The organism is Azospirillum sp. VT-I1 (assembly GCF_055698305.1).
In genome coordinates this window covers 197,974-220,016 of sequence record NZ_CP168802.1, presented here as the reverse complement: position 1 = coordinate 220,016, position 22,043 = coordinate 197,974, and the positions used below count along the sequence as shown (strand labels likewise).

At 69.9% G+C, this 22,043-nt stretch carries 20 protein-coding genes; 12 read left to right on the top strand and 8 right to left on the bottom strand.

The genetic code is table 11. From position 1 onward, the window contains the following. Positions 1-10 precede the first annotated feature (10 nt). Positions 11-1,558, bottom strand: a complete 1,548-nt coding sequence (locus AB8P05_RS15105) for an ABC transporter substrate-binding protein (protein ID WP_472759908.1) — start codon at positions 1,556-1,558, stop codon at positions 11-13. 291 nt (positions 1,559-1,849) lie between these two features. Between AB8P05_RS15105 and AB8P05_RS15100 the strand changes: the two genes are divergently transcribed. The 10 genes from AB8P05_RS15100 (at position 1,850) to AB8P05_RS15055 (ending at position 13,797) form a co-directional block, all read left to right on the top strand. Then, positions 1,850-2,809: a ChuX/HutX family heme-like substrate-binding protein gene (locus tag AB8P05_RS15100; RefSeq protein ID WP_472759907.1), complete on the top strand. Its 960-nt coding sequence runs from the start codon at positions 1,850-1,852 to the stop codon at positions 2,807-2,809. Positions 2,810-2,935: 126 nt separating this feature from the next. Further along, a complete protein-coding gene (locus AB8P05_RS15095; protein WP_472759906.1) occupies positions 2,936-3,727 on the top strand; it encodes a heme/hemin ABC transporter substrate-binding protein in 792 nt (263 codons plus the stop codon). Then, on the top strand, positions 3,724-4,809 hold the full coding sequence (locus tag AB8P05_RS15090) for a FecCD family ABC transporter permease (RefSeq protein ID WP_455173218.1): 1,086 nt from the start codon (positions 3,724-3,726) through the stop codon (positions 4,807-4,809). The genes AB8P05_RS15095 and AB8P05_RS15090 overlap by 4 nt, the downstream gene beginning before the upstream one ends. An 11-nt stretch (positions 4,810-4,820) precedes the next feature. After that, on the top strand, positions 4,821-5,654 hold the full coding sequence (locus AB8P05_RS15085; protein WP_472759905.1) for an ATP-binding cassette domain-containing protein: 834 nt from the start codon (positions 4,821-4,823) through the stop codon (positions 5,652-5,654). Positions 5,655-5,681: 27 nt separating this feature from the next. Continuing rightward, complete coding sequence (locus tag AB8P05_RS15080) at positions 5,682-6,353, top strand: response regulator transcription factor (RefSeq protein ID WP_014189200.1); 672 nt, start codon at positions 5,682-5,684, stop codon at positions 6,351-6,353. Beyond that, positions 6,340-7,767, top strand: coding sequence for a sensor histidine kinase (locus AB8P05_RS15075; RefSeq protein ID WP_472759904.1), 1,428 nt, complete (start codon positions 6,340-6,342; stop codon positions 7,765-7,767). The genes AB8P05_RS15080 and AB8P05_RS15075 overlap by 14 nt, the downstream gene beginning before the upstream one ends. Positions 7,768-7,908: 141 nt before the next feature. Then, positions 7,909-8,451, top strand: a complete 543-nt coding sequence (gene hutX, locus AB8P05_RS15070; protein WP_472759903.1) for a heme utilization cystosolic carrier protein HutX — start codon at positions 7,909-7,911, stop codon at positions 8,449-8,451. Positions 8,452-8,609: 158 nt separating this feature from the next. Further along, positions 8,610-10,934, top strand: coding sequence for a TonB-dependent hemoglobin/transferrin/lactoferrin family receptor (locus AB8P05_RS15065; RefSeq protein WP_472759902.1), 2,325 nt, complete (start codon positions 8,610-8,612; stop codon positions 10,932-10,934). A gap of 119 nt (positions 10,935-11,053) precedes the next feature. Then, entirely contained in the window at positions 11,054-12,205 is a 1,152-nt protein-coding gene (locus AB8P05_RS15060) for an HlyD family secretion protein (protein WP_472759901.1), read from the top strand. Further along, positions 12,202-13,797, top strand: coding sequence for an MFS transporter (locus AB8P05_RS15055; RefSeq protein WP_472759900.1), 1,596 nt, complete (start codon positions 12,202-12,204; stop codon positions 13,795-13,797). The genes AB8P05_RS15060 and AB8P05_RS15055 overlap by 4 nt, the downstream gene beginning before the upstream one ends. A gap of 60 nt (positions 13,798-13,857) precedes the next feature. Here the strand turns inward: AB8P05_RS15055 and AB8P05_RS15050 are convergent, their stop codons facing one another. From AB8P05_RS15050 to AB8P05_RS15020, 7 genes are read right to left on the bottom strand one after another with little or no spacing between them, the layout of a single operon-like run. Beyond that, positions 13,858-14,205, bottom strand: a complete 348-nt coding sequence (locus AB8P05_RS15050) for a RidA family protein (protein WP_149225074.1) — start codon at positions 14,203-14,205, stop codon at positions 13,858-13,860. 30 nt (positions 14,206-14,235) lie between these two features. Next, positions 14,236-15,000 carry a transporter substrate-binding domain-containing protein gene (locus AB8P05_RS15045; RefSeq protein WP_472759899.1) on the bottom strand — a complete coding sequence of 255 codons (765 nt, stop codon included), beginning with the start codon at positions 14,998-15,000 and terminating at the stop codon, positions 14,236-14,238. A gap of 33 nt (positions 15,001-15,033) precedes the next feature. Continuing rightward, complete coding sequence (locus AB8P05_RS15040; RefSeq protein WP_472759898.1) at positions 15,034-15,381, bottom strand: RidA family protein; 348 nt, start codon at positions 15,379-15,381, stop codon at positions 15,034-15,036. A gap of 19 nt (positions 15,382-15,400) precedes the next feature. Continuing rightward, positions 15,401-16,534, bottom strand: a complete 1,134-nt coding sequence (locus AB8P05_RS15035) for an NAD(P)/FAD-dependent oxidoreductase (RefSeq protein ID WP_472760141.1) — start codon at positions 16,532-16,534, stop codon at positions 15,401-15,403. A gap of 6 nt (positions 16,535-16,540) precedes the next feature. After that, positions 16,541-17,992 carry an FAD/NAD(P)-dependent oxidoreductase gene (locus tag AB8P05_RS15030; RefSeq protein WP_472759897.1) on the bottom strand — a complete coding sequence of 484 codons (1,452 nt, stop codon included), beginning with the start codon at positions 17,990-17,992 and terminating at the stop codon, positions 16,541-16,543. Beyond that, a complete protein-coding gene (locus AB8P05_RS15025) occupies positions 17,989-18,291 on the bottom strand; it encodes a (2Fe-2S)-binding protein (RefSeq protein ID WP_472759896.1) in 303 nt (100 codons plus the stop codon). Before AB8P05_RS15025 ends, AB8P05_RS15030 begins: the two co-directional genes overlap by 4 nt. Continuing rightward, entirely contained in the window at positions 18,272-19,405 is a 1,134-nt protein-coding gene (locus tag AB8P05_RS15020; protein WP_472759895.1) for an NAD(P)/FAD-dependent oxidoreductase, read from the bottom strand. Before AB8P05_RS15020 ends, AB8P05_RS15025 begins: the two co-directional genes overlap by 20 nt. Before the next feature lie 345 nt (positions 19,406-19,750). Between AB8P05_RS15020 and AB8P05_RS15015 the strand changes: the two genes are divergently transcribed. Together AB8P05_RS15015 and AB8P05_RS15010 are read left to right on the top strand one after the other, a co-directional pair. Continuing rightward, on the top strand, positions 19,751-20,707 hold the full coding sequence (locus tag AB8P05_RS15015) for a LysR substrate-binding domain-containing protein (protein WP_472759894.1): 957 nt from the start codon (positions 19,751-19,753) through the stop codon (positions 20,705-20,707). 251 nt (positions 20,708-20,958) lie between these two features. Then, positions 20,959-22,008, top strand: coding sequence for an ABC transporter substrate-binding protein (locus AB8P05_RS15010; RefSeq protein WP_472759893.1), 1,050 nt, complete (start codon positions 20,959-20,961; stop codon positions 22,006-22,008). Positions 22,009-22,043 lie beyond the last annotated feature (35 nt).

The following is a 22,043-nucleotide window of genomic DNA, read 5'->3' as shown; positions in this document are numbered from 1 at the left end:
CAAGGCCCCCTCACGGCGCCCACCGCAGGCGGGAGAGGCGGTAGCTGCGCTCGTACGGGTCGATGGTGAAGCCTTCGACGCGCTTGGATACGGCGGCGGTCTGCTGGTACCAGGCGACCGGGATCACCGGCAGCCCGGACTGCAGCAGCGAGGCCGCCTGCCGGCGCAGTTCCGACCGGCGCGCCGGGTCGGTGGCGTTGCGCAGTTCGGCCAGCACTGCCTCCATGCGCGGCTCGGTCCAGCCCATGGCCCCCCAGTCGCCGCCCGCCGGGCCGAAATCCTCCAGCAGGGTCGCCAGCGGGTTGGGGACCAGACCGAAGTTGCGCGCCATCAGGGCCAGTTCCAGGGTGCCGTCGCGGTGGCCCGCCGGGATGTCGCTGGAATTGCCGATGGCGACGCGCAGGTCGATGCCGGCGGCGCGCGCCTGATCCTGGATGGCGGTGGCGACCAGCGGCAGCTCCGGCCGGTCGGAGAAGGTGCGCAGGGTGAGGCGGAAGGGCTGGCCGCCGCGCTCCAGAATGCCGTCGGCGCTCTTGGTCCAGCCCAGCTCGGCCAGCAGCGCCGACGCCCGTGCGACATCGCGGCCGAGCGGCGGCAACCCTGCGACATGCCAGTCCGGCAGGCTCGGCGGCAGCAGCTGTCCGGCGGCGGCCTCGGGCGTGCGCAGGATGGCGGCGGCGATGCCGGCGCGGTCGATGGTCAGGCTCAGCGCCTCCCGCGCGCGGACGTCCTGCAGGAAGGGGTGGCCGGCATTCACCTTCAGCGTCACGGTGCGCGGAATCGGCACCGCATGGACCTGGAGCTTGCGGTTGGCGCGCAGCCGCTTCTGGCTGGCGGGGTCGAGGGTGAAGACGATGTCGGCGTCGCCGCTCTCCGCCATCAGCGCGCGGGTCTCGCCCCGCCCGGCGGCCAGGAAGCCGATCCGCTCGACCGCCGGCTTGGCCCCCCAATAGTCGGGGAAGCGGGCGGCGACGAGGCGCTGCGGCGGCTCCAGCCGTTCGATACGGTAGGGGCCGGTGCCGATCACCTGCGTCGCCTGCCCGTTCTCCGCATAGGCGGCCGGCGCCAGGATCTGGGCGGAGCTGTGGGCGAGGAAGGCCGGCAGCGGTCCGAAGGGCTCGCTGAGGCGGATGACCAAATCCGCGCCGTCCACCTCGACGGCGGCGACCGGGACCTGCTTGAGCGGTCCGGGCTTGCCCAGCGCATGGCGCAGGCTCGCCGCCGCGGCCTCGGCGGTCAGGGGCGTGCCGTCGTGGAAGCGCACGCCGTCGCGCAGGCGGAAACGCCAGATCAGCCGGTCGTCCGAGACGGTCCAGGAGGCCGCCAGGGCCGGGCGGGGCTGGCCGCCGTCGTCGGCGTCGAGCAGCGTCTCCGCCACCTCCAGGCGGGTGAAGACATAGCCGGACTTCGACGGATCGGTGCCGCCGATCTCCCACGGCGCCACGATGCTCAGGGTCCGTTCCTGAGCGGAAGCGCCGACTGGCGCCAGAGCGAGAGCCGCCACGGCGCCGATGCCGAGCGCGCCCAGCGTCCGGCGGAGAATAGCGTGTCCTGACACGATTCCTGGGTCCTTCAATCGGTTTGCGGGACGGCGTTCGGCCGCCGTCACCGCGGATCAGGGTCTAAACGTAATGTTATAACGTGACGTATAGCCCAGCTGCGAACGGCTTGCATTCCCAAATCGGCGGAGCGGCAAGCGGCGGGCGGCAACAGGCCCCCTCCCGTCCCCCACCGCTCCGGAATTAATGCGGGTTAATGAACCCCGCCTTGTCATTGATAATGACTATCATAATCATCTGGGAAACGTCACCACCTGGCACAGCGCCGGCCATTCCCAAGGATTTCCCCGATGCCCGACACCGCCCTGCCTTCCATCGAGGCGCCCACCGTCACCGCCGGCGCGACCGGCCTTCCGCGGCTGGAGGTGGACTGGCCGGCGGTGCTGCCGCGGCTGGACGCCCTCGGTCCGGTCCGGATCGTCACCGGCAACAGCGCCATCACCCACGAGAAGACCGGCCGGTTCGGCAATGTGTCGGGCAACGGACACGCCATCATCGTGCTGAACCGCGATGTCGACCTGCGGATCTTCCCCCGCCACTGGTGCCGGACCGCCTATGATCCGGCCGCCGGCGCCATCCTGGTCCAGGACGCGGCCGGGCGCCCGGTCCATGCCATCCATCGCATTACCGACACAGACGCCGCGGCCTGGGACGCCTTCCTGGAGGAGCACCGCGCCGACGGTGACGCGGCCGCCGATCTCGAAGGCGGTGAAGCGCCGGTCCAGACCGTCGCCACCGTTCCGGCCGACATCGACGTCGCCGGCCTGCGCGCCGCCTGGGCGGCGATGGCCGACGTCCATGAGTTCCACGGGATGCTGAAGCGGTTCGGCGTCGCCCGTCTCGACGCCATGCGGCTGGCGGGTGGTGAGTTCGCCCGCGAAATCCCGCTGGCGGCGGTGACCGGCCTGCTCGAATCCGCCCGCGACGAGCGGATGGAGATCATGATCTTCGTCGGCAATGCCGGCTGCATCCAGATCCACACCGGCACCATCGCCACGCTGCGGGAGGAGGGGGCCGTGCTCGGCATCGACGATCCCGCCTTCCGCCTGCACTGCGACACGGCCCGCCTGTCCAGCGCCTGGGTGGTGTTCAAGCCGACGGACAAGGGCGGCATCACCACCGTCGAACTCTACAATGCGCAAGGGGAGAACTGCGCCATCCTCTGCGGCCAGCGCGACGAGGACAAGCCGGAACGGGCGGAATGGCGTGCGCTGGCCCGGTCGATGCCCGACCTGCCGGGCGTCGCCTGAGTTGCGGGAACCGACGATGACGCGCCCGGCCCCCGCCGCCTGCCGGCAGCCCTCGCCTTCGTCTTCCTCGGCATTGCCGCCTGCCTGACGGTATCGGCCGCCGATGCGGCGGAGGGGATGTCAAAGATGCGCCTCGTGACCATCGGGGCGCCGGTGACGGAGCTTGCCTTCGCACTCGGGGTCGGCGATGCGGTGGTCGGGCGCGACACGGTCAGCCGCCAGCCGGCCGCCGCCGCGGCGAAGCCCGATGTCGGCTACATGCGCACCCTGTCGGCGGAGGGGCTGATGTCACTCGCCCCCACCCATGTGCTGGCGGTCGAGGGGGCCGGTCCGCAGACCGCCTTCGACCAGCTGCGCGCCATGGGCGTGTCGGTGGAGATGGTGCCGGAGATCTCCGACCCGGCCGGGCTGACCGCCAAGATCGCCGCCGTCGCCCGCGCCCTGGACCGAGAGGAGGAGGGCAGGCGCCTGACCGCCGAGCTGACCGGCCGGCTGTCCGCCCTGTCCGCGGAGGTCGAACGGGCCGCCCGCTCCGGCAAGGCGGGTGCGCGCATCCTCTGTCTGGTCGGCGGCGGTCCCGGCGGCATGATGGCGGCCGGTCGCGGCACCGTGCCGGACGCCCTGATCGCGCTGGCCGGCGGGCGCAACGCCGTGGACAGCGACCGCGACTTCCCGCCGCTGTCGGCCGAAGCCGCCCTGGCTGCGGAGCCGCAGATCCTGCTGGTCAGCCGCGCGCTGGTGGAGCGGTCCGGCGGGCTCGACGGGTTGCTGGCATTGCCGCAGCTGGCGATGACCCCGGCGGCGCGCGACCGCCGCGTCGTCCAGATCGACGGCGCGCTGCTGGTCGGGCTGGGTCCGCGTACGCCGGAAGCGGTCGAGGCGCTGCTGCACGCCCAAACCGGAAGGAACGGGCCATGAGCATCGGCATGTCCATCGCCGCCGTGCCGTCCAGCCGCCGGCCCCGCATCGGTCCCGCCCTGGGGCTGCTGGGTGCCGCGCTGGCGGCGGCGGTCCTGATCGCCCTGTCCACCGGCAGCATCGCCCTGCCACTCGACCGGGTGCTGTCGCATCTGGCGCAGGCGGTCGGCCTGCCGGGCGAGCCGCTGGGCGCCCGCGACGCCGCCGTCCTCTACACCCTGCGCCTGCCGCGCATCCTGCTGGCGGCGGCGGTCGGCGTCACGCTTGGCGTCGCCGGGGCCTCGCTGCAGGCGATCTTCCGCAACCCGCTGGCCGATCCCGGGCTGGTCGGCGTGTCGAGCGGTGCGGCCTTCGCCGGCTCGGTCACCATGATGCTGGGCGTCGCCGGGCTGGGGCTGTCGCGCAGCGGCCTGTCGCTGTCCACCCTGCTGCCGGTGACCGCCTTTCTCGGCGCCCTGGCGGCGACCATCCTGATCCTGGCGCTGGCGCGACGCGACGGGCGCTGTTCGGCCACTGACATGCTGCTGGCCGGCATCGCCGTCAACGCGCTGGGCGGTGCCGGCATCGGCCTGTGCAGCTATCTGGGCGACGACCAGGCGCTGCGGCAGATGACCTTCTGGATGATGGGCGGCTTCGGCGGCGCCGGCTGGACCCAGATCGGGCCGGCGCTGGTCCTGATGCTGGCCGCCACCGCCGGGCTGCTCGCCAACGCCCGCCGGCTCGACCTCTATGCGCTGGGCGAGCGCGACGCCTTCCTGCTCGGGCTGGAGCCGCACCGCTTCGCCGTACGCACCGTGCTGCTGGTGGCGCTGGGGGTGGGGGCGGCGGTCGCCGTCTCCGGCCTTATCGGCTTCGTCGGGCTGGTGGTTCCGCACATGATCCGGCTGTGGCTGGGGCCGGTGCACCGCCGGCTGCTGCCGGCCACCGCCCTGGCGGCGGCGACCCTGCTGGTCCTGGCCGACACCACCGCCCGCAGCATCGCCGCCCCGGCCGACGTGCCGGTCGGGCTGCTGCTGGGCGCCGTCGGCGCGCCTGTCTTCCTGTGGCTGCTGCGCGCCCGCGGCGGACGTTCGTTCGGGTGAGGAGCCCCATCTTGCTGCAAGCCGATCAAGTGTCCTTCGCCGTGGGCGGCCGCCGGTTGGTCGATGGCGTGACCGTCCATCTGGTGCCCGGCCGGATGCTCGCCATCCTCGGCCCCAACGGCGCCGGCAAATCCACCCTGCTGGCCCTGCTGTCGGGCGAAAGGCGGCCGACCGGCGGCGCCGTCCGCCTCGACGGCCGCGACCTGCGGGAGCTGCCGCCGCGCCTGCTCGCCCACCGCCGGGCGCTGGTCGGCCAGCATCCGGCCGCCGGCTTCGCCTTCTCGGTAGAGGAGGCGATCACTCTGGCGGTCGAAACCGCCCCCTGCAGTGCGGCCGACCGGCGGCGGCTGATCGCCGACAGCCTGCATGCCGCCGATGCCGCGGGTTTGCGCGACCGCCTGCTGCCCCAGTTGTCGGGCGGCGAGGGCCAGCGCGTCGCCTTCGCCCGCGCGCTGGCCCAGCTCGCCGCCGGAGCGCTCCACCGCGACGGACCCGACGGCTCCCCCTGCCTGCTGCTGGACGAGCCGACCGCCAGCCTGGACCCGGCGCACCAGCATCACCTGCTGCGGGCGGCGCGGGCCTGGATGGAGCGGACCGGCGGCGCCTGCGCCGTGGTGCTGCACGACATGACGCTGGCCGCCCGCTATTGCGACGACGCGCTGGTCCTGGCGAATGGGCGGGAGGCGTGGAGCGGCCCGATGTCCGCCCTGCCGGTTCCGGTGCTGGAACGGATCTTCGCCACCCGCTTCGTCCGGATGCCGGCGCCGGACGGGCAGGGCGCCGTCTTCGCCACGACGGGGCAGCCGCCATCCGGGCTGGACAGGAATTTTGCGACTGATTATTAATATCATTTTCCGCGAAGGGAGGAGGCGTTGCGCGTTCTGGTCGTCGAGGACGATGCGGCCGTCAGCTATTGGATCGGGGCCAAGCTCAACGGCTCGGGCCATTCCTGCCGCTTCTCCGGCGATGGCGAGGAGGCGTTGCGCCTGCTGGCGGAAGAGGCGTTCGACGTCGTCGTGCTCGACCGCATGCTGCCGAAGCTCGACGGGATGGAGGTGCTGAAGCGGCTGAACGGCACCCGCCATCCGCCGGTGCTGGTGCTGTCGGCGCTGGACGAGACCTCCGACCGGGTCGCCGGGCTGCGCGCCGGTGCTGACGATTACCTGGGCAAGCCTTTCGACTTTGCCGAGCTGCTGGTGCGGCTGGAGCATCTGTCCCGCCGCCACGGTCAGGCGATGGCCGCCCCCGGCGACCTGCTGACCGTCGGCGATCTGGTGATGGATGTGGCCCAGCGGCGGGTGACGCGGCAGGGCGTGCCCATCGAGCTGACCGACAAGGAATTCCGCCTGCTGCACATCCTGATGAGCAACCCCGGCCAGACGGTGACCCGGACCATGCTGCTGGAAAAGGCATGGGGCTACGGCTTCAACCCGCCGACCAATCTGGTGGAGGTGCATGTCTTCAAGCTGCGCAGCAAGATCGACAAGGACTTCGATCCGCCCCTGCTGCGCACTGTGCGGGCCATCGGCTATGCGCTTGGTTGAGCGGCTTCCCGCCCGCATCCGCCCGCTGCTGGACACCCGCAGCTTCCGCCAGACCATGACCATCGGCGCGGTCTTCGTCGTCGTCACCTCCGGTGCCGTTCTATGGAGCCGCAGCCTGCTGACCGATCTGGTCAAGGACCATGTGGTCGAGCTGCTGGAACGCGACACCACGACCCAGCGCCAGCTCGGCCGTTTTGGCGACGCCCCCGATCTGGCCGCCGACCTGCGCCGGCGCGAGATGTTCGAAACGGAGACGGCACGCAAGCGGCTGGTGCTGGATGCTTCGGGACGGCTGCTCTACGGCGACGACGCGACGGCGGCGCGGCTGCTGGACGCGCTGTCCTGCGATGCCGCCCGTCTCGCCTCCTGCCCGACCGGGCTGGTCGAACGCCGGGGCAAGGACGCCACCGACGGCTGGAAGATGCAGGCGCTGGTGGTGGCGCTGCCCGACGGCGGCCGTTTCATCAATGCCTACGACATCCAGCCGATGCTGAGCCAGATGCGGGCGGTGCCGCTGGCCGCCGGCGTCGGGGTGCTGCTGTTCCTGCTGACCAGCCTGACCTTCGGCGTCTATTTCAGTTCCGGCACGCTGCGCCGGGTCGGCGCGATGAGCGAGGCGCTTGCCGCCTATGCCGGGGGCGACCGCAACCGCCGGATCGACGTCGGTCGCACCGACGACGAGTTCGCCAGCCTGGGCCGCGAGATCAACCGCACGCTCGACCGCGTCAACCGGCTGGTGGAGGAGGTGTCGAGCGTGTCCAGCAGCATCGCGCACGAACTGCGCACGCCGCTGACCCACCTGCACAACCGGCTGGCCGGCATCGCCGAGGACTGCGCCGATCCGGAGATCCGCCGCGCACTGGAAGACGGCATCGAAGAGACCCTGCGCATCCAGCAGCTGTTCCGCGCCATCATGCGGCTGGGCGAGATCGAGACCGCCCGCTGCAGCCTGAGCATGGAACCGCTGGAGGCCGAAGCGCTGCTGGAGGAGATCCGCGAATCCTACCTGCCGCTGGCCGACGACGCGGGCGTCGCGCTGTCGGTCGCGGTCGAACCGGGGCTGCGCATCCGCGGCGACTGTACGCTGCTGTTCCAGGCCGTCGCCAACCTCGTGGACAACGCCCTGAAGTATGCACCCCAGGGCCGGGAGATCCGGCTGTCGGCCGGCATCCGCGACGGCTGGGAGGAGCTGTGCGTCGCCGACCGCGGACCGGGCCTCGCCCCCGGCCAGCGGGCGCTGGCGGTCCAGCGCTTCTTCCGGCTCAACCCGCAGGACGGGGTGCCGGGCTACGGGCTCGGCCTGTCCATCGTCGGCGCCATCGCCACGCTGCATGGCGGCGGGCTGCTGCTGGACGACAATGCGCCGGGGCTCCGCGTCACCATCCGGCTCGGGCGCCATGCCCAGATGGAGTGATCGGATGGACCGGACGGCCCCGCCACATTAAGCGGCGTTAAGGGAAGAGCGGTTGAGCGCAAACGCGACTGCGAATTATTCTCATAAATGTCACCGGACAGCATGTCCCGTCCCCTCCGTCCTGCCCATTCGGATCCCGCCATGACCACACAGCACACGCCCGCCGCCAGCCAGGATGCGGCATTGGAGCCCCTGCGCGCCCGGCTTCTCGCCGAACCCGGCGGGGTGCTGGAGGCGGTGGCGGCGGAGACCGGCGTCAGCCTGCGCGCGGTCGTCGACTGCCTGCCGGCGGCCATGCGCAGCTTCGCCCCCGGTTCGGCGGCGGAGGCGGCGATGACCGACATCGCCGGCTGGGGGCCGATCACCTTCCTGGTTCACAGCGCCGATCTGGTGCTGGAATGCAAGGGTCCGCTGCCGCTCGGCCAGTTCGGGCGCGGCTTCTACAATCTGGCCGGCGGCAGCCTGATCGGCGGCCATATCCGGCTTGACCGCTGCGCCGACCTCGCCTTCGTCCGCCGTCCCTTCATGGGCAGCGGCGACAGCTGCGCCGTCATCTTCTTCAACGGCGACGGCGAGGCGATGTTCAAGATCTTCGTCGGCCGCGACGAGAAGCGCCAGCTTCTGGCCGATCAGGTGGAGCGTTTCCTGGCCCTGCGCGACCGGCTCTGCCTGCCTGCCGCCTGAGCCGGCATCCCCTCCGCAAGCGTGGCAGTCCGGCGGAATGCGCGCCGGCCTGCCCGTTCTGCGCCCACTAGTTGCGAATAATAATCAATAGCAAAATTCCGACATCAGCGTGCCGGCCGGGTCCGGTGCGACCCCAAAAAGAGCGAGGAGAGACAGAGATGACCGCATCCCCCAGCATTCCGACGCGGATCGCCGGGCCAGGACGGCTGCGCCGGGCGCTGTGGCTGTCGGCGTCGGCGCTGACCCTGGCCGGCGCCGGTGCCGCGCTCGCCCAGACGGTGGCCCAGACGGCGACGCAGACGCCGACGCAGACGGCGGCAGCCCCGCAGGCGGGCCAGCCGGCGACCGTGCTCGACGCCGTGACCGTCTATGGCGAACGCGGGGAGCGGCGGCTGGACGAGGCGACCTCCACCATCTCCGTCATTGGGGAAGAGCAGATCGAGACGCGCGGCCTGCACCGCCTGCAGGATCTGACCCGCTACGAGCCGGGCGTGACGGTCAGCAATTCGCCCGCCCGTGCCGGTGCCGGCGGCTTCGCCATCCGCGGCATCACCGACAACCGCGTGCTGATGCTGATCGACGGCACCCGCCTGCCGGAAACGCCGAAATCGGCCGGGCCGTCCGCCGGCTACAGCCGCGACGCGGTCGACCTCGACCTCAAGCAGGTGGAGATCGTGCGCGGGCCGTCCTCCGCCCTCTATGGGTCGGACGCACTGGGCGGCGTCGTCGGTTACGTCACCAAGGACCCGGCCGACTACCTCTATCCCGGCAAGGATTTCTACGCCTCGCTGAAGGGGGCCTACGACAGCGTCGATAGCTCCTTCTCCGAGACCGGCACCGCGGCGATGCGGTCGGGCGAGTTCTCGATCCTCGGCATCTTCACCCGCCGCGACGGCGAGGAGTACAAGTCCAAGGACAAGAGCTTCCGCAACCCGCAGGACTATCGGGTCAACAACGGCCTCGCCAAGCTGGCGTGGGAACGCGGCCCCGACAAGGTGACGCTGACCGGCGAGTATTTCCACCGCGACACCGACACCAGCCTGCGCAACGACGTCGGCGCCGCCGCCAGCTACATCTTCTCGATGGCGCCGATGCGGACCACCCGCGGCACCGTCGCCGATTCCGTCAGCGACGACAAGGCAAGGCGCTGGCGCATCGGGCTGGAGCATTCCCACGACGCCCCCATCGGCTTCGTCGACCATCTCGACTGGCGGCTTTATGCCACCGGCTACGACCACCAGGAGAACCGTACCCGTACCTCCGGCGTCGCCAGCTCCACCAACACTCTGTTCCCGGCGCGCTCCACCCTGCGCGAAGAGACCAGAAACGAATCCGAACAGCGCATCTTCGGCGGCGCCGTCAACATGCGCACCGACACCGGCTGGTTCGGGTTGCCCAACCGCCTGTCCTACGGCTTCAGCGTCGATCATATCCGGACCGAGCGGATGCGCGACGTGACGCTGTCCAACACGGCGACCGGCGCCACCGCCAAGAGCTACAACGGCGACACCTATCCCAGCCGCACCTTCCCCAACACCAGCACCCTGATGCTGGGCGGCTATCTGCAGGACGAGGTGACCATCGACCGGCTGCGTCTGGTGCCGGCCCTGCGGGTCGATTACTACCGGATGAACCCGGAACTGGACGCCGCCTATCTCGCCTCCAACCCGTCCTCCACCCCGTCGAAGCTGGACAAGCTGGCGCTGTCGCCGAAGTTCGGCGCCACCTACGAGCTGACCCGCGAATATTCGCTGTTCGGCCAGTATGCCCACGGCTTCCGGGCGCCGCCCTATGACGACGCCAACCTCGGCTTCTCCAACCCGACCTACGGCTACGAGGTTCTGCCCAACGCCAGCCTGAAGCCGGAGACCAGCAACGGCGTCGAGGCCGGCTTCCGCGCCAAGTACGCCGACGGCTCCAGCTTCCAGGTCTCCAGCTACTACAACCGCTACAGCAACTTCATCGCCCAGCGTGCGGTCGGCCGCAGCGGCGCCGGGCTGCTTCGCTACCAGTCGCAGAACATCTCGAAGGTCGAGATCTTCGGCGTCGAGGGCAAGGGCGAATGGCGCTTCCAGCCGGGCTGGTCGCTGTTCGGTGCCGCGGCCTTCGCCCGCGGCTTCGATCTCGACGCCAAGACCGCCATCGACGAGGTGGCGCCGCTGACCCTGAACGCCGGCCTGTCCTACGCGGCACCGGACAATTTCTGGGGGGCGGAGGTCGTCGCCACCCATGCCTTCGCCAAGAAGGCCGACGACGTCAGCAACTCCACCTATCTGAAGGCACCGTCCTACACCACGGTGGACCTGTCGGCCTACCTGAACCCGACCGATCACCTGTCGCTCGGCGCCTCCGTCAAGAACCTGTTCAACCAGGAATACTACAACTACATCAACGTGGTGAGCGTCGCCGAGACCTCCGCCGACCGCCGCCGCTACCTGGAGGCCGGACGCTCCTTCCTGGTCCACGCCACGGTCAAATGGTAATCCGGCCCGGAAACGGGTGTCTCCGGCGTTCCAAGCGAGGCTACACCTAGGTTCAGTGCGTCTTGTCGCCGATCATCGCGTAGGGTCGCTTGGAAGGAACCTTCCATGGAGCGTCCCGGATGACCGATGCCGCCACGCCGACCCGGGGATCGGACCAGCAGCCGTCCCCGCCACCCCCTCCGCCGCCACCGGCCGCGCCGCCGCCGGTGGCCTGGAGCCCGTGGGTGGTGCGGCTGGCGGTGCTGGGGCTGGCGGTTCTGCTGGTGGTGGCCTTCGCCACCCGCTGGGACCGCTGGGTCGGCTCGGCGGTCAGCCAGACCACCAACGACGCCTATCTGCAATCCGACATCACGCCGCTGTCGGCCCAGGTGTCGGGCATCGTCCGCGACATGCCGGTGGGCGATTTCCAGCGGGTGCGGGCCGGCGATCCGGTGGCCTTCATCGTCGACGACGACTACCGCGCGCGGGTGGAGCAGGCGGAGGCGGCGCTGGCCGCCGCCGATGCCGCCATCGCCCAGTTCGACATTCAGAAGCGCACCCAGCGCGCCCTGGTCGCTCAGGCCGAGGCCAACGTCCATGGGCTGGAGGCCGACGCATGGCGGGCGCGGCTGGAGGAATCACGCCAGCATTCCCTGACCGAACAGGGGCTGGCCGGCACGCTGCAGGCGCTGCAGCAGGCGCAGGCGACCTCCCGCCGCGCCCAGGCGGCGCTGGAGGCGGGCCAGGCGCTGGTCGATCAGCAGAAGGCGGCGCTGGACGGCATCGACGTGCAGGTCCGTCAGGCCCAGGCCACCCGGCTGCAGCGGCAGGCCGACCTCGATCTTGCCCGCATCACGCTGGACCGCACGACGATCCGCGCGCCGGCCGACGGCATGGTCGGCCAGCGGCAGGTGCGTCCCGGCCAGTATGTCGGGCAGGGCAGCCAGATCATCACCCTGGTGCCGCTGCCGTCGGTGTGGGTGATCGCCAATTACAAGGAAACCCAGATGACCCGCATCCGCCCCGGCCAGCCGGCGACGGTGCGGGTCGACAGCTTCCCAGATGTGCCGCTGACCGGCCGGGTCGCCGCCCAATCCCCGGCCAGCGGCAGCCAGTTCGCCCTGCTGCCGCCCGACAACGCCACCGGCAACTTCACCAAGATCGTTCAGCGCATCCCGGTGAAGATCCTGCTGGACGATCCCAACCCGCTGCGCGACCGGCTGCGGCCGGGCATGTCGGTGGTGGTCACCATCGATACCGAAGGCGCCAGCGAAGGGGATCCTGTGAAATGAGCGCCGACCTCGCCGGCGCCCGGCCGCCGGGCCGCTTTCCGCTGCCGTTCCTGCGGCGGGAGGCGGCGCCGGCCATCACCCACCATCCCATTATCGGGCTGCTCGGCGTGCTGATGGGCGCGCTGATCTCCACCCTGACCGCGCGCATCACCGCCTTCGGGCTGGCCGACATCCGCGGCGCCATCGGCGCCGGCTTCGACGAGGGGTCGTGGATCCCCACCGCCTACACGGTGGCGCAGATGCTGGTGGCGCCGGCCGCCGCGTTCCTCGGCGTGGTGTTCGGGCCGCGGCGGGTTCTGCTGGTCTCCTCCGTCACCTACGGGCTGGCGACGCTGGCCCTGCCGCTGACCGGCACGCTGACCGGGGTTCTGACCTTCCAGGTGCTGGCCGGCCTGTCGTCGGGAACCTTCATCCCGCTGACCATCGGCTTCATCGTCCGCAACCTGCCGCCGCGCTATCTGGTCTACGGCATCGCCGTCTACGCGATGAATGTGGAGCTGTCGCTGAACTTCTCCGCCTCCATCGAAGGCTGGGTGATCGAGAACCTCGACTGGCGCTGGCTGTTCTGGGACACCGCACTGCTGGCGCCGCTGATGGCGCTCTGCGTCTATTTCGGCATGCCGGCCGAACCGGTGCGCCGCGATCTGCTGAAGGACGGCGACTGGTGGGGCATCGCCTATGCCAGTTTCGGCTTCGCCCTGCTCTATGCCGGGCTTGACCAGGGCAACCGGCTGGACTGGTTCAACTCCGGCCTCATCACCGGGCTGTTCCTGGCCGGCGGCCTGCTGGTCGTCGCCTTCGTCGTGCAGGAGCTGACCTGCCCCAAGCCCTGGATCACCTTCAGCGCGCTGTTCCGCGGCAACATCCCGCTTCTGTGCCTGCTGCTGGTGCTGCTGCGGCTGGTGATGCTGTCGACCGCCTTCCTCGTCCCGCAATTCCTGATAACAGTGAACAATTACCGGGCGCTGGAGGTGGGGGACACGCTGCTGCTGATCGCGCTGCCGCAGTTCCTGCTGGCGCCGCTGGTCGGCACGCTGCTGCGTCACGCCGATCCGCGCGTGCTGATGGCGGCCGGCTTCGCCGCGGTGGGCATGGCCTGCTGGCTGGCCTCGCACCTGACGGCCGATTGGGTCGGCGCCGATTTCCTGCCGTCGCAGATGCTGCAGGCCTTCGGCCAGTCATTCGCCATGACCTCGCTGATCTATTTCAACATCAAGAATTTGAACCCGGCCTACATCCTGGCGCTGGGCGCGCTGCTGCAGACCTCGCGCCTGCTGGGCGGCGAGCTGGGCGCCGCCTTCATGCAGACTTTCGTCCGCGTGCGCGAGCAGTTCCACAGCTTCCGCCTTGTCTCCGACGTGGTGGCGGGCGATCCCGACACCGTGCACCGGTTGGCGGGCACCGCCGCCGGCATCGCCGCCCGCTCCACCGGCAGCGAGGAAGCGACGCTGCGCGCCCTGTCGCTGCTGTCCTCGGCGGTGCGCAAGCAGGCCTATGTGCTGGCCTATATCGACGGCTTCATCGTGATCGGCTGGTTCATCGTCGGCGGGCTTCTGCTGATCGCGCTGCTGCGCCCGACCCCGAAGCAATAGGCCCGAAACAGTGACGCCCCGCGCGTCGGGCACGGGGCGTCACGGTATGAATGCGGCAGATCAGACCGCAGCGGTGACGACCACCTCGATCAGGATCTCCGGCGCGCCGAGGTCGGCGACGCCGATGGTGGCGCGGGCCGGCAGGTCGTTGCCGTCGAGCCAGGCGAGCCACGCCTCGTTCATCTCGTTCTTCAGGCTCATATTGGTGATGAACAGCTGGGCGGACAGCAGCTTGGTCTTGTCGCTGCCGGCCATCGCCAGCACCTGGTCGAGCTTGCCGCAGATCTGCGTGACCTGACCGCCCATGCCGACGCTGACGTCGTCGGCGATGATGCCGCCGAGATAGGCCGTGCCGTTGTTGACGACGACGCGGTGCATGATCTTGGTCTTCTCGATGCGCTTGATCACTGGAAACTGCTCCTTGGTTTCTAAGAGAACTCAGGGGGTGATGGAGAAATCGACGTAGCGGGCGGCGATGCGCGCCAGCGTGCCGTCCTGCACGACCGCGCGGATCGCCTCGTCGAAGGACTGCTTCAGCGCGGCATCCTCCTTGCGCAGCCCGACGCCGATGCCGGGGCCGAACACCTCGGCGTCGATCACCGGCTGCCCGACCAGCTTGACCGACGTGCCGCCGTCGCCCTTGACCCAGTCGGACGCGGTGGCGCCGGTGGTGATGGCGGCGTCGATCCGCCCGGCCTTCAGGTCGGCCAGCAGATTGGACGCGGTGTCGTAGGTCTTCAGCGTCGCGGCGCTGCCGAGATGCTTCTCGACATAGCGGGAATGGGTGGTGGACACCTGGGCGCCGATGGTCTTGCCGCGCAGGCTGGCCGGCGAGCCGTCGATGCTCGACTTGGCCGGCGCCACGAAATAGGCCGGCACCACCATGTAGGGGGTGGAGAAGCCGATGGTCTTGGCGCGTTCCGGCGTGATGTTCATCGTCGCCATGATGGCGTCGTACTTCTTCGCCAGCAGCCCCGGAATGATGCCGTCCCATTCCTGCGCCACGACGGTGCAGGGACGCTTCATCCGCTCGCACAGCGCCTGCGCGAGATCGACCTCCAGCCCCGCCACCTTGCCGTCGGGCTGGGTGAAGTTGAAGGGCGGGTAGGCGCCCTCGGTGGCGATGCGGATCTCCTGCGCAGCGGCGACGCCGCCGGACGCAAGCAAGAGGAGGGCGGCAACGCCCGGAAGATGGCGCTTCATGGCAGGCTCCGGAAGTGGCGAAGGTGGATTAGGTCAGCGCGCCGCGACGACCACGATCTCGACCAGGATTGACGGATCGGCCAGCCGGGCCTCCACCGTCGCGCGGGCGGGCGGGTTGGCCTTGTCGACCCAGGCGTCCCAGGCGGCGTTCATCTCGGGGAAGGTCGCGATGTCGGCCAGATAGACGGTGGCGGTCAGGATGTTGCTCTTGCTCGTCCCGGCCTCGGCCAGCAGGGCGTCGATCTGGCGCAGCACGTCGCGGGTCTGCGCCTCGACCGTGGTGGAACCGTCATCGACGATCTGGCCGGCGAGATAGACGGTGTCCTTGTGGATGACCATGTCGCAGAGGCGCGGGGTCAGGTGGAAGCGCTGGATCGTCACTGTACGATGCTCCAAAGGGTCAGGCGGCGAAGCGGCCGATGCTGAAAGGGGCGATGGGCAGGTCTGTGGACCCGGCCGTGATGAGGTCGGCGGTGATGCGCCCGACAATAGGGCCAAGCTGGAAGCCGTGCGCGGAGAAACCGAAGGAATGGTAGAGATCCGGCTCGGTGCCGCTGGGGCCGATCACCGGGATCTGGTCCGGCATCCGCGCCTCGATCCCCGCCCAGGAGCGGACGATGGTGGCGCCGCGCATGGACGGGAACAGGTCCCACACCGTGCGGGCGTTCACCGACACCTGCGAGAAGTCCAGCTCCGTCCGGTTCTCGTCGCGCACCGCCCGGCCCAGCAGCCCGCCGCCGATCAGCACCGTCCCGTTGGGGAACTGCTTGAAGGACAGGGTGCGGCCGGTCGCGCCCACCACCGGCTTGATGAAGGGGGCGACGCGGGCGGTTATCATCAGCATCGGGGCGATGACCTCCAGCGGCACCGGCTCCCCCACCTGGGCGGCGATGCGGTCGGCCCAGGCCCCGGCGGCGTTCACCATCACCGGCGCCTCGAACCGGCCGCCATCCGCCGTCTCCACGCTCCACAGCCCGCCCTTGCGGGCCAGCCGCGTCACGGCGCCGCCTTCCTGGAAGCGGGCGCCGAGTGCCAAGGCCTTGCGGCGGAAGGCGAAGGTGGTGCGGAAGGGGATCGCCGCCCCGTCGCCGCGCGAGACCAGCGCGCCGACGCAATGATCGGCGATGGCCGGCACCAGCGACCGCAGTTCCTCCCGCCCCACCACCTCCTCATGGGTGAAGCCAAGCGCGTTCAACTCGGCGACGCGCTCGTGCAGAGTCGCCAATTCGGCCTCGCTCTCCGCCACCTTGATCTGGCCGTGGCTTTCGAAGCCGCAATCGTCGTCCACCAGATCGCGGATGCCGTGCCACAGGGCCATGGAGGCGACGGTCAGCGGCACCTCAGCCACATGGCGGCCGAGCTGGCGCACGCCGCCCGCATTGACGCCGGAGGCGTGGCGGGCGACATGGTCCTTCTCCAGAACCAGCACCCGCACGCCGCGCATCGACAGCTGCAGCGCCGCGGAGCAGCCGTGCAGGCCGCCGCCGATGACGATGACGTCGGGAGAGGGGAGGCGGTCGCGGTCATCGCGCAGGTCCCCTCAATGCTTGAACACGGCGTCGATGTCGGCGTCGGTCTTCGGCAATGCTGCCAGTTCGGCGAGCGTGATCGGCTTCACCGGCGGGCGCAGGCGGTAATAGCCGACCTCCGCCGGGGAGACGCCGCGTTCCGCCGCGATGACCTCCGTCACCGTCGGGCCGCAGAGCCGGCCCTGGCACGGCCCCATGCCGCAGCGCAGGAAGCTCTTGGCCTGATTGGGGCCGGAACAGCCCATCCGCACCGCCTCGCGCACGGCACCGGCAGTGATTTCCTCGCAGCGGCAGACGATGGTGTCGTCGGCCGGCACGCGGAAGGCTTCCGCCGGGGTGTAGAGCGTGTCGAGGAAGGCACGGCCGGTCAGCGCGCGGTCGAGCGCTGCGCGGAAGGGGGCGGCCGTTTGGTCGCGCTGCTCCCGCCCGATGCGGCCCAGCCGGTGCAGCGCGTCGAGCGCCGCCAGCCGTCCCGCCTCTTCCGCCGCGCGGGCGCCGCCGATGCCGGCGCCGTCGCCGGCCAGCGACACGCCTTCGATCGAAGTGGCGCCCCACTCGTCGGTGGTCGGGCGCCAGCAGCGCTGCTGCTCGTCCCAGCGCTGGGCGCAGCCGGTGGCGTTGGCGAGGTTCAGGTTGGGCACGACGCCCTGATGCAGCAGCAGCGTGTCGGCCGGCAGCCGGTGTTCCGTGCCGTTGCGGGTGTAGACGACGCTCTTCAGCACGCCCTCACCGCCGATGCCGCTTTCGGCGCGCAGGGCCGTGACGTTGCCGATGACGGTCAGCTTGCGCCGAACCTCCAGCATCAGCTTCATGCCCTTGCCGAGATAGGGGGAGCGCAGGAAACCCGGCAGCAGCGGCAGGGCGGCGCGCCAGTTCTCCTTCGGCGTGGTGTCGAGGATGGCATCGATCCGCGCGCCGGCCTGCAGATACTGCCAGGCCAGCAGCCACAGCAGCGGCCCGCTGCCCGCCATCACCGTGGCGCCCGACGGCACGAGGCCGGAGGTCTTCAGCAGCACCTGCGCCGCACCGGCGCCCAGCACGCCCGGCAGGGTCCAGCCGGGAATGGGGAAGGGCCGCTCCAGCGCGCCGGTCGCCAGGATGACATGGCGCACGGTCAGCATCACCGCCGCACCGTTGCGCGACAGGCCGATCTGGATGCGGCGCTCCCCGTTGGGACCGTCCTCTCGCGGGCGGGCGACGCTCCACACCGTGCTGCCGGGCCAATGGACGGCACCGCTGTCGCGCAGCGGACCCAGCAGCTCGGCGCCATGCCAATAGTCGGGGCCGAGCACCTTGCGGTCGCGCACCGGCGTCTCGGTGACGGCGCGGTAGATCTGGCCGCCCGGCTCCGTCTGTTCGTCGAGCAGCACCACCGAGGCACCCTTGGACGCGGCGAGTGCTGCGGCGGCGAGACCGGCCGGACCGGAACCGACGACGGCGATGTCGAAATCGAACTTGTTCACCGTTCCACCTCGCGCTTGCCGTTCTGGGTTTCCACCGCCATGCCGGGAGCCACGCGCACCTGACAGCCCTGGCGGTTGCCAGTGCCGTCGATGGTGACGAGGCAGTCGAAGCAGACGCCCATCATGCAGTAGGGACCGCGTGCCGCGCCGCTGACCGGCGTGTTGCGGCAGGCAGTGACGCCGTTCGCCAGTAGGGCGGCGGCGACGCTGTCGCCGGCCCGCGCGCTGGCCGGGCGGCCGTCGATGGTAAAGGCGACCGCTTGGGCGGCAGTTTCGATCTCAGGCAGCCTGCGGAACATGGAACCTCCGGGCGCTGAAGGGCGCAAAACGGTCGCCGAGGCCGCCGGCCGCGATCAGCGGCGCCAGCGTCAGCGCATGGTTGGCGGCAAGGGTCACGCCGCTGTGGCAGGTGGCGACGAAGGCGCCGGGGGCCGTCTTCGACTCCTCGTAGATCGGGAAGCCGTCCGGCGTCAGCACGCGCAGCGCCGCCCAGCTGCGCACCACGTTCAGCTTGCCCAGCAGCGGGAAGAAGCGGATGGCGCGCTCTGCGATGGCCGAGGAAATGCCCGGCTGCAGCGTGGTGTCGAAGCCGGTTTCCTCGAAGCTGTCGCCGATCATCACCCCGCCCTCGTCGGTCTGGCGGACATAGACGGTGGGGTGGTGCAGGAAGGGCGCGGTCTTCTCGGTGACGATGACATGGCCGCGCTGCGGACGGACGGGGGCGGACAGCCCGACCATCGGCGCCAGCCGGGCGCTGTCATGGCCGGCGGCCAGCACGATCTTGCCGGCGCGGACCTCACCGCCTGCAGTCGCCATGCGGAAGCCGCCGTCGCGATGCTCGATCCGCTCCACCCGGTGGTTGGGCCGGTAATCGACGCCCAGCATCGTGATGCCCTTATGCAGGGTGCGCAGCAGCCGCAGCGAGTTGCAGTGGCCGTCCAGCGGGCAATAGGTGCCGCCGACCACGTCTGGCCCGATGAAGGGCAGTTCCTTGCGCAGCGTCTCGCGGTCCATCACCTCGTAGGGGTAACGGATCATGTCGGGCTGGTTGTGCAGCCGCATCATGGTGTTGGCGCGGGCCTGCAGATCCTCCTCCGACAGCATCGGCATGAAGCCGCCGGGGCGCCGGTAGGCGACGTCCAGCCCGGTCTGCTCGCGCAGCAGGTCGGCGAAGCCGCTCCAGTCGTCGGAGGACTTCTTGGTCCAGCCGGCATATTCCGGCATGCCCAGGCCCTTGCCCTGCACCCAGACCAGGGCGAAGTTGCCGCGCGACGGGCGCACGGCGATGTCGCCCTCGTCCAGCATGGCGACCTTCTGGCCCGACCGGGCGAGACCCCAGGCCAGCGCCGACCCGACCAGCCCGCCGCCGATCACGGCGACGTCGTATTCTCCGCCCCGACTGGGCTGCGTCATCGTCTCCACTCCCGCCGCCGCCGCACAGTGTCCCGTGCACACCGGCCGCCGCCGTTGTCGTGATGCGCGCATCCGCCGGCCCGGCTCCCGCATGCGGTGCCGAATACTTCGCGATGCATCGCGTACTCTTCCGCAAAGCCCGGTCCGTGCCGGCTTTACGCATGGATGGCTTGCGAACTGCAGGGTTTTCTCGGGGCCGACGCCGCGGGATGCTTCCCTGCGCCGCACGGCCGCTCCTCGATCCTTGCGACAGCATCGGCAGCCAACTTATAACTGTCAAATCAGATCGAAGGGGTGTTTCATGACCGAATGTTATGTGCCGGCTGACGGCCAGGGACCGGCGCCATGATTAATCCGCGCCAGATCGAGGCATTCCGTGCCGTGATGCTGACCGGCGGCATCACCGCGGCGGCGGAGCTGCTGAACATCTCCCAGCCCGCGGTCAGCCGACTGATCAGCGATCTGCAATATGCGCTGAAGCTGACGTTGTTCGAACGGCGCGGCCCCCGCATCGCGCCGACCAGCGAGGCGATCTCGCTTTATCAGGTGGTCGACCGCGCCTTCGTCGGGCTGGAACTGATCGAACAGACGGCGCGCGACCTGACCGCCCGGCGCAGCGGGGCCCTGCGGGTGGCGGCGATGCCGGCGCTGGGCGTGGGGTTCCTGCCGCGCTACGTCGCGCGCTTCCTTGCCGAACGGCCGCGGGTGGACATCGCGCTGCGCGGCAGCACCTCGCCCATCATCCTCGACTGGGTGGCGACCGGCCAGTGCGAGCTGGGATTCGCCCACACCCCCATCGACCATGCGGCGGTGCTGACCGAGAAGATCCCCGGCATTCCCGCCGTCGCCATCCTGCCGCCCGGCCATCCGCTCGCCGCCAAGGACGTGCTGGTTCCGAAGGATTTCGAGGGGGAGAGCTTCATTTCCACCACCCCGCCGGCGCTGCTGCGCTCCCGCATCGACACCGTCTTCGCCGACCATGACGTGTCGCGGGTGATGCGGGTGGAAGCCCAGCTGACGATGAACGCCTGCGCCATGGTGGCGGCCGGCTATGGCGTGTCGATCGTCGATCCCTTCACCGCCCAGGATTATGTCCCGCACGGGCTGGTCGTCCGCCCCTTCGAGCCGCGCATCGGCTTCGACATCGCCATCCTGCGCTCCGCCCAGGTGCCGCTGTCGATGATCGCCGAGGATTTCCTCGCCGGCTTCATGGAGGAGGCGACGCGCTTCCGCGACCGCTTCCTCGGGCCGGGCAGCGGCACCGAAGCCGGCCTCCAACTCGTTCGGAACACGGAATTATAACATTACCGGATGAATGATGGCGGTTATTCGATTTGACGGTTATGTGACCGCACCAGCACCCTTGCCGTGCGTCCTGGCCGCGACCTTTCCGAAAAACAGCCCGCATCAACGGCGGCGGCAAGGTGAGGGACGGTAAAAAACGGCGATCCGGACCCGCATCGCGATGCGGTCCGCAGATCAGGCCCGGATGACTCCCGTGAACAGCGGACAGCGACCGTGAACAGGGACCAAGGCTCTAGAGGAGAATGACGATGCGCTCCGTGATGTGCGGGTTGATGGCGACGGCGGCCCTGTGGTGCGGCATGGCCGCGGTCCAGACGGCCCAGGCCCAGGACAAGACGCTCTTTGTCGCCGCCTATGGCGGTTCCTTCGAGCAGACCATGCGCAAGGACATCATCCCGGCCTTCGAGAAGGCGACGGGTGTGAAGGTCGAGTATGTCGCCGGCAACTCCACCGACAACCTCGCCAAGCTGCAGGCCCAGAAGGGCAACCAGCAGATCGACGTCGTCATCCTCGACGACGGCCCGATGTATCAGGCGGTGGCGCTGAACTTCTGCGCCGACCTGGAGAAGGCGCCGGTCTACGACCAGCTCTATGATCTGGCGAAGATGCCGTCGGGCAAGGCGATCAACTTCGGCGCAGTCGGCACCGGCATCGTCTACAACAAGGCCTATTTCGACGAGAACAAGATCCCGGCCCCGACCTCGTGGAAGGACATCGAGGACCCGCGCTACAAGAAGAAGCTGGTGGTTCCGCCGATCAACAACAGCTACGGCCTGCACGCGCTGGTGATGATGGCCCGTCTGAACGGCGGCGGCGAAACCAACATCGAGCCGGGATTCAAGGAGTTCAAGGACAAGGTCAACCCGAACGTGCTGGCCTACGAGCCGTCGCCGGGCAAGATGACCGAGCTGTTCCAGAGCAACCAGGCCGTCATCGCCGTCTGGGGCTCGGGCCGCGCCAAGGCGCTGGCCGACACCGGCTTCCCCGCCACCTTCACCTACCCGAAGGAGGGCGGCATCGTTCTCGGCTCCGCCGCCTGTCAGGTCGCCGGCAGCAAGAATGCGCCGGAGGCGCAGAAGTTCATCCAGCACATGCTGGGCGTGGAGGCGCAGACCGCACTCGCCGTCAGCGCCGGCTTCGGCCCGGTGAACAAGACGGTGGAACTGCCCGCCGACAAACAGGTCGGCATCCCCTATGGCCCCGAGCAGGTCGGCAAGCTGCTGGTGGTGGATTGGGACACCATCAACAAGAACCGCGAAGTCTGGAACAAGCGCTGGACCCGCGAGATCGAGCGCTGATGTGAGGCCGCATCCCCCTCTCCCCGGGGGGAGAG